This is a genomic window from uncultured Campylobacter sp. (assembly GCF_938031315.1).
Classification (GTDB): domain Bacteria; phylum Campylobacterota; class Campylobacteria; order Campylobacterales; family Campylobacteraceae; genus Campylobacter_B.
Window position 1 is genome coordinate 1 of record NZ_CALHHT010000474.1, and the last position, 4004, is coordinate 4004.

Sequence of the window (4004 nt, forward strand, 5' to 3'; positions counted from 1 at the left end):
CGATATCGTAATTATCGTAGTGGCCGCAGACGACGGCGTCAAACCTCAGACTAAGGAGGCTATAGCGCACGCTAAGGCGGCAAACGTGCCGATCATCATCGCGATAAATAAGATGGACAAGCCTAACGCCAATCCTGATCTCGTAAAAACGGGGCTTGCCGAGCTTGACATCATGCCTACCGAGTGGGGCGGCAGCTACGAGTTCGTGCCGATCTCCGCAAAAACGGGCGACGGAATTGAAAATTTATTAGAGATCGTGCTTTTGCAGGCTGATCTTTTGGAGCTCAAAGCCGATCCTAGCAAGCAGGCTAAGGCAACCATCATCGAAAGCTCCCTTCAAAAAGGGCGCGGCGCCGTTGCCACCGTCATCGTGCAAAACGGCACCCTACGCGTTGGAGACACCGTCGTAGCGGGTATTGCATACGGCAAGGTGCGCGCGCTTAGCGACGATAAGGGCAGGGCGCTAAAGCAAATTTTACCGGGCGAATGCGGCGTCATCATAGGCCTTAGCGAGGTTCCGGGCGCGGGCGAGACGCTGATCGGAGTTTCAAGCGATAAGGAAGCGCGCGAGTATGCGAGTAAAATTTACGAGCATCAGCGCCAAAAAGAGCTTAGCAAATCGACCAAGGTCACCATCGACGAGCTAAGCGCCAAGATCGCCGAAGGCTCGCTAAAAAGCCTTCCTGTGATTGTCAAGGCAGACGTCGCGGGCTCGTTAGAGGCTATCAAAGCAAGCCTTGAGAAGCTTCGCAACGACGAAGTCAAGGTCGATATCATCCACAGCGGCATCGGCGGTATCACGCAAAACGACATCGCCTTAGCAAGCGCTAGCGAAAACTGCGTGATCTTGGGCTTCAACGTCCGTCCTACGGGCGAGATCAAAGAGCTTGCCAAGGAGCGCGGTTCGCAGATTAAGACCTACAACGTCATTTATAATCTAATCGACGATATCAAGGCGCTTTTGAGCGGCCTTATGAGCCCGATCATCAGCGAGGAGGCCTTGGGTCAAGCCGAGATCCGCCAAGTCATCAACGTGCCTAAGATCGGGCAGATCGCGGGCTGTATGGTTACCGACGGGCTCATCGCTCGCGGCGCGAAGATCCGCGTCATCAGAGAGGGCGTCATCGTTTTCGAGGGCAACGTCAGCTCGCTCAAGCGTTTCAAAGACGACGCCAAGGAAGTCGCCAAGGGCTTCGAGTGCGGCGTAGGCATCGAGGGCTACGACGATATGCGCGTGGGCGATTTTATCGAAAGCTACAAGCAAAAAGAGGAGCAGGCTACGATCGACTAATGCTCGCGGATTTTGCGTGGGCATTCGCTTCGTTTTCACGGTTTGCGGCTAAATTTTAAGCCTTGATCGCGCTTTGAAATTTTATGCTCGTAAAATTTGGGCACGAAATTTCGCCTTTTAAATTTAGCGGCGGAATGCGTGAGCAAGGCTTTAAATTTTGTCGGTTTCTGTGCGAGGCTCTGCCGCATAGCGCCAGTTTTGAAATTTAATATTTAGACTTTTTGCAGCGCGTCTTTGCGATTAAATTTTATTTGACGCCGCTTGCTGATCGCGGTTTTTCCGCGCGACTTAAATTAAATTTAATCGCAAAGTTTAAATTTTAAAGCGGCAAAATTTAGATTGCGCGCGGCATCGAAGCGTTTTTAAAATTTAAGATAAATTCTAAAGCGACGCAGTGTGGGAAAAACAGCAGCGCGGCGGGCAGTGCGATTTAAAAATGACGCTGCAACGATGCGAGGTTCTGTAACGGGCGCCAAGACAGTAGCGGATACGGTAAATAGCGACGCAGTAAGCGAGCGTAGCGCAAAGAGAGTACCGCTGCGCGCTGTATTCTTACAGTGTCAAGATGGGCAGCGTGGCAGCGGTATAGATAGCGCCGTGGCGAGCAGAATACGGCATAGAATAGCACCGCGTCTTGGCACGGAAATATTTTTGCAGCAGTGTGGCTATGCGACGAGCTTCCGTATGCGAGCCATGAAATTCTTGCGCGATCTGCGTTTTAAATTTAAGCGCAAAAGCGCGCGGGCTAAAATTTAAAAGCAAAATTTCAAAGCCGAGATTGCGCCTTTTAAAATTTAAGAGCGAAATTTTAAAAAGTGCGGCGCCGCTCGCAGTACCTGCGCGCAGCAAACCGCTCAGAATTTAAATAGACGCTCCGGCGTGGCGCAAGCCGCGTCAAATTTAAACAGACCGCGTCGTCGCAGGACGGATATTTCGCCGCGCTGAAGTGAAATAGAATTCCGTATCGCCATAAGATGGACGCGAAATAAAATTCCATGCCGTCGCGAGACGAACGCTCCGCTGCGACAAAGCAATAAAATTCCGTCATCGCAAGACGCAAAATAAAATTCCATCGCCGCGCAGTCTGCGGCGATTTAAGATAGCGAGGTAAAGATGAATCCGACCGAACTCAGAAGACTGCGCACGCAAAGCGTGCTAAAGCAGCTCATCCCCGAAGCGCTCGCGAGCCTTGAGGACGAGCTTTTGCGCGGGCTGTGCGTCACCGACGTAGAGTGCAAGCGCGGGCGCTACGATGCGTTCGTATATCTGGATAAAAACGCCTTCGACGAGCGCGAGCAGGAATTCGTGCTCGAAAAGCTCGGCCGCGTGGCGAGATATTTGCAAAACTTCTGCGCCGAGGCGGAGGGCTGGTACCGCTGCCCCGCGTTTCACTTCAAATTTGACGACCGCTTGGAGTATCAAAACAAAATGGACGATCTTTTCGACAAAATAGAGGAGGAGCTGCGCAAAAATGGTTGATTTAGAGGCTTTGGCGCGCGAGTGCGGCGTGCAGCTTTACGACGTGGAGACGGTGAGCGAAAACGGCAGAACGATCTACCGTATCAGCATCACGAAAGCGGGCGGCGTGGGCCTGGACGACTGCGAGCGGCTTTCGAGGCTGCTTTCGCCGATTTTCGACGTGGAGCCGCCGCTTGAGGGCGAATGGACGCTAGAGGTCGGCTCGCCCGGGCTTGAGCGCAAGCTAAGCAAGCCGCAGCATTTCGCAAACTCTGTGGGCGAGCTGGTGCGTCTAAGCCGCATGGACGGGCAGAAGCTAAGCGGCGAGGTGCTTGGCTGCGAAGACGGCATGCTTAGGCTACGCACGGACAACGGCGAGGTAAGCGTGCGACTTGACGAGATCAAAAAGGCGCGAACCTACGTGCAGTGGTAGCGGCGCGGATTCCAAAGCTCTGCGCGCAGCTTTGAAATTTTGCGAATGAGGCTTTAAAATTTGCCGCGCGAGATTTGCGAGTTTGAAATTTTGGCTTGGAATTTCGAGCTTTAAATTTTAAAATCGCTACTTTAAAATACAGATCGTTTCGGCTTTTGATTTGTTGTATCGGAAATACCTTGCTCTAACGAAGCCTCGGGCAGCGAACCGAAAGTCTTGAGTAGCCGAATCTTGTGCCGTACGCCCCCCTTACTTTGCCGATCCGCACTGCGTATTTAGGGGTTTTATGCAGATTATGTTTTGATCTCGCGTTAAATTTAATCGCACGGCTAAATTTTAAAGCGCAGCGCCGCTGAACCGATAATGTTTTATCTTGGCGCCTGCTTGCCGCCGAAGATCGCGCTGGCCGTAAGGGTGAAATTTTACGATAAATTTTATCTTTGCGGCGCGATCTTTGCTGAGGATAAAATTTTAAAATTTAGCCCGTTTCGGCGTATGTTTGTGGGCAGCAAGTTAAAATTTAGCCACCCCGCCGTGCGTAAGCTCAAGCAAGGATTGCGGCTCAGGCACCAGCTCGCCGTCATCGGCGGATGAAAGCCGCCGACGTAGGTTTGCCGTAGAATTTTAGCTCGTCTTTGCGTATAGAAAGCCCGATCTTCGCGTATTTTGCGACGCACATACAAAGCCCGCCGCCAAAAACGCAGGCGTGGGCTCGGAATTAAAGATCGACTATTTGCCCTCTTTTTCGGCTTTGTATTGAGCCAACAGGGCGCCTATCTCATCTTTTATGCGAAGCTTTTCCCTTTTCATCGTATCAAGCTC

At 51.8% G+C, this 4004-nt stretch carries 5 protein-coding genes; 4 read left to right on the forward strand and 1 reads right to left on the reverse strand.

The annotated features are described in order from the left end of the window. On the forward strand, window positions 1-1291 hold a 1291-nt coding region (gene infB / locus Q0236_RS11775), incomplete at its 5' end, for a translation initiation factor IF-2 (RefSeq protein ID WP_297918253.1). Window positions 1292-1843: 552 nt separating this feature from the next. On the opposite strand, the gene Q0236_RS11780 is transcribed toward infB, so the two are convergent. Continuing rightward, window positions 1844-2140 carry a hypothetical protein gene (locus Q0236_RS11780; protein ID WP_297918256.1) on the reverse strand — a complete coding sequence of 99 codons (297 nt, stop codon included), beginning with the start codon at window positions 2138-2140 and terminating at the stop codon, window positions 1844-1846. A gap of 264 nt (window positions 2141-2404) precedes the next feature. On the opposite strand from Q0236_RS11780, the gene rbfA reads away from it, so the two are divergent. The 3 genes from rbfA to Q0236_RS11795 all read left to right on the forward strand — a co-directional run bounded on the left by rbfA (window position 2405) and on the right by Q0236_RS11795 (window position 3776). Next, window positions 2405-2770 (forward strand): 30S ribosome-binding factor RbfA, encoded by a 366-nt coding sequence (gene rbfA / locus Q0236_RS11785; RefSeq protein WP_005872391.1) that lies wholly within the window; start codon window positions 2405-2407, stop codon window positions 2768-2770. Beyond that, window positions 2763-3182: a ribosome maturation factor RimP gene (gene rimP / locus Q0236_RS11790; protein ID WP_297918258.1), complete on the forward strand. Its 420-nt coding sequence runs from the start codon at window positions 2763-2765 to the stop codon at window positions 3180-3182. Before rbfA ends, rimP begins: the two co-directional genes overlap by 8 nt. Before the next feature lie 363 nt (window positions 3183-3545). After that, window positions 3546-3776 (forward strand): hypothetical protein, encoded by a 231-nt coding sequence (locus tag Q0236_RS11795; RefSeq protein WP_297918261.1) that lies wholly within the window; start codon window positions 3546-3548, stop codon window positions 3774-3776. Window positions 3777-4004 lie beyond the last annotated feature (228 nt).

What these genes read in the sequence shown, in the direction of transcription:
- rbfA (WP_005872391.1), top strand. Translation starts at nt 2,405, where the DNA reads ATGAATCCGACCGAACTCAGAAGACTGCGCACGCAAAGCGTGCTAAAG.
- rimP (WP_297918258.1), top strand. Translation starts at nt 2,763, where the DNA reads ATGGTTGATTTAGAGGCTTTGGCGCGCGAGTGCGGCGTGCAGCTTTAC.
- Q0236_RS11795 (WP_297918261.1), top strand. Translation starts at nt 3,546, where the DNA reads ATGTTTTATCTTGGCGCCTGCTTGCCGCCGAAGATCGCGCTGGCCGTA.